1 protein-coding gene and 1 pseudogene are annotated in these 3,197 nt (G+C 62.2%); both read left to right on the top strand.

Annotated elements, in window-relative coordinates; genetic code table 11:
* The first annotated feature begins 124 nt into the window (after positions 1–124).
* A complete protein-coding gene (locus tag MAXJ12_RS18360) occupies positions 125–2,509 on the top strand; it encodes a phosphoketolase family protein (protein ID WP_008837448.1) in 2,385 nt (794 codons plus the stop codon).
* Positions 2,510–2,531: 22 nt separating this feature from the next.
* A pseudogene (locus MAXJ12_RS18355) lies at positions 2,532–3,197 on the top strand (acetate/propionate family kinase); the annotation flags it as partial.

Genomic DNA, 3,197 nt, shown 5'->3' with positions numbered 1-3,197 from the left:
CGGCTTCTACGCGAAATGGTGCACAAACCGGATGGCCGGCGACGCGCAGCAAGGCACTTCACCATGTGATCACTAAGGTTGAAAAGTCAAACACCCCCGGCACACACTGACAAGGAGGACCAGGATGACGAACCAATCAGCAGCGGGCACCCACGCGACCCTTTCCCGGCAAGAGCTCGCGAGCATTGACGCCTACTGGCGTGCAGCGAACTACCTCACGGTAGGGCAAATATACCTGCTCGACAATCCGCTGCTGCGAGAGCCGTTGCGGCTTGAGCACGTCAAGCCACGGCTGCTTGGACATTGGGGAACTTCGCCGGGCCTGAATTTCATCTACGCCCATCTCAACCGGTTGATCCGGCTGCAGGATGCGGACATGATCTACATATGCGGACCGGGTCACGGCGGTCCTGCAATGGTGGCCAATACCTACCTGGAGGGCACTTATAGCGAGCTCAATCCTGACATCTCTCTGGACGCGGCGGGGTTGAAGAAGCTCTTCCGTCAGTTCTCGTTCCCCGGAGGCATTCCAAGCCACGCCGCGCCTGAAGTTCCGGGCTCGATCAACGAGGGCGGCGAACTCGGCTACGCGCTGTCGCATGCCTATGGGGCCGCCTTCGACAATCCGGAGTTGATCGTTGCCTGCGTTGTCGGCGACGGCGAGGCAGAAACCGGGCCTCTTGCGGCGGCCTGGCACTCGAACAAGTTCCTGAGCCCGGTGCACGACGGCGCCGTGCTTCCGATCCTTCATCTCAACGGATACAAGATCGCCAGCCCAACTATTTTGGCCCGTATCCCGACGGACGAATTGCGCTCGCTCCTGATCGGCTATGGTCACGAGCCGCTGTTTGTCGAGGGCGACGAGCCGGCGGAGATGCACGAACGGATGGCCTCGACTCTCGACGAGGCCATCCAGAAGATCCGCACAATCCAGGATGCCGCGCGTAGCGGGAAACGTCCGGCGGGTAGGCCGAACTGGCCGATGATCGTGCTGCGGAGTCCAAAGGGATGGACCGGGCCGAAGGAGGTCGACGGGCTGAAGACCGAAGGCTTCTGGCGCTCGCACCAGGTGCCCCTTTCCGGTCTCGCCGACAACCCGGACCATCTGCGACTGCTGGAGGAATGGCTCCGAAGCTATCGGCCTGACGAGCTCTTCCAGAACGACGGTAGCCCCGTCGCGGCAATCCGCGCAACGACCCCAACCGGAACGCGACGCATGAGCGCCAGCCCCCATGCCAATGGCGGCGTTCTGCGAAAGGCGCTGGCCATGCCCGAGCTCGGCCCGCACGCTGTAGACGTCAACAAACCCGGAGCGGAAAAGGCGGAGGCTACACGGGTGATGGGCGGCTTCCTGCGGGCTGTGATGCAGGCGAACGAAGCGGCGCGCAATTTCCGCATCGTCGGTCCTGACGAGACGGCCTCCAACCGCCTCCAGGACGTTTTTGAAGTCACCGAGCGTGCCTGGATGGAGAAAATCCTTCCGGAGGACACCCACCTCAGCCGCGACGGACGGGTGCTCGAAATTCTCTCCGAGCACACCTGTCAGGGCTGGCTTGAAGGCTACCTCCTCACCGGAAGGCATGGCCTGTTTTCCTGTTACGAAGCCTTCATCCATATCGTCGATTCCATGTTCAACCAGCATGCGAAATGGCTCGATGCGAGCCGCGACATCCCGTGGCGGCGCCCCGTTTCATCACTGAACTACCTTCTAACCAGCCACGTCTGGCAGCAAGACCACAATGGCTTCAGCCATCAGGACCCAGGGTTCGTTGATGTCGCCTTGAACAAGAAGGCGGATATCGTTCGCGTCTATTTTCCTCCGGACGCCAACACACTGCTGAGTGTCACGGACCACGTGCTGCGGACCTGGGATCGCATCAACATCATCGTGGCCGGAAAGGCGCCCGCCTGGCAGTGGCTGTCGCTGGACCAGGCGAGAGTGCATTGCGAGGCCGGGATCGGCATATGGGAGTGGGCCTCGGGGTCAGGCGAACCGGATGTCGTGATGGCGTGTGCCGGGGACGTTCCGACCGTGGAGACGCTGGCCGCGGTGAGCATCCTGAGGGAGCATTTGCCCGAACTGACCGTGCGCGTCGTCAACGTCGTTGACCTGATGACCTTGCAGCCTCAGGAGGTCCATCCACACGGCCTGGCGGACCGCGAGTTCGATGCGCTGTTCACAGCAAACAAACCCGTCATTTTCGCGTATCATGGCTACCCTTGGACCATTCATAGGCTAACCTACCGACGGACGAACCACGCCAACTTCCACGTCCGCGGCTTCAATGAGGAAGGCACGACAACCACGCCCTTCGACATGACGGTGATGAACGGTCTGGACCGCTTTCACCTGGTGCAGAGCGCCATTGACCGGACGCCGGCAGCGCACGCGAACGGCGCCGGCCTGAAGCAGATGATGCAGGCAAGGCTGCTCGAACATCACGACTACATCAGGGCACACGGGCAGGACATGCCCGAAGTGCGGGACTGGAAGTGGACTGCGCCTTGAGAGGCGCTGGTGAGGTCCGGGGATGACTGCCGCGGTCCTGGTACTGAACGCGGGCTCGTCCAGCCTGAAGGTTGCCGTGTACGAACTGCGCGAGAGTCTTCCGCTGATCTTTAAAGGCAGCGTCTCGTCCCTTCGCGCCAATCCGCGCCTTAAACTGTCTACCGGGAACGCAGCGGAGGAAAAGAGCCTCGGCAGGGAATCGCTGGAGATCGGAGCCGCTGTCGAGGTCGTCGCGGCCGAAATCGGCGAACGCGGCTCCGGTCATCCCGTGGCGGCGGTCGGACACAGGATTGTTCACGGCGGGCGGGACTTCATCTCTCCCGTGGTGCTTGACGAGCCGGTTGTCGAAAGGCTGCGCGAATTGATCCCGCTGGCCCCGCTCCATCAACCGGAGAATCTCCAAGTCGTCGATCTTGCAAGGAATCTGTTCCCCGAGGCGGTCCAGGTCGGCTGCTTCGATACCGCGTTCCACGCCGCGCGTCCGAGGATCGCCAAGTCCTACGGCTTGCCGCGGGCACTCACCGATGCCGGAGTCCAGTCCTATGGCTTTCATGGGCTATCCTACGCTTACATCTCGTCCGAGCTTGGTAAGCGGTATGGGCCGGAGGCGGGAGGCCGTGTCATCGTGGCGCATCTCGGCAACGGCGCGAGCCTCTGTGCAATGCGCGGCGGACAGAGCGTTGCCACG

The sequence above is a fragment of the Mesorhizobium alhagi CCNWXJ12-2 genome, assembly GCF_000236565.1.
Classification (GTDB): domain Bacteria; phylum Pseudomonadota; class Alphaproteobacteria; order Rhizobiales; family Rhizobiaceae; genus Allomesorhizobium; species Allomesorhizobium alhagi.
Note: the sequence above shows the minus strand (reverse complement) of the source record. Positions and strands in the feature narration are given on the sequence as shown.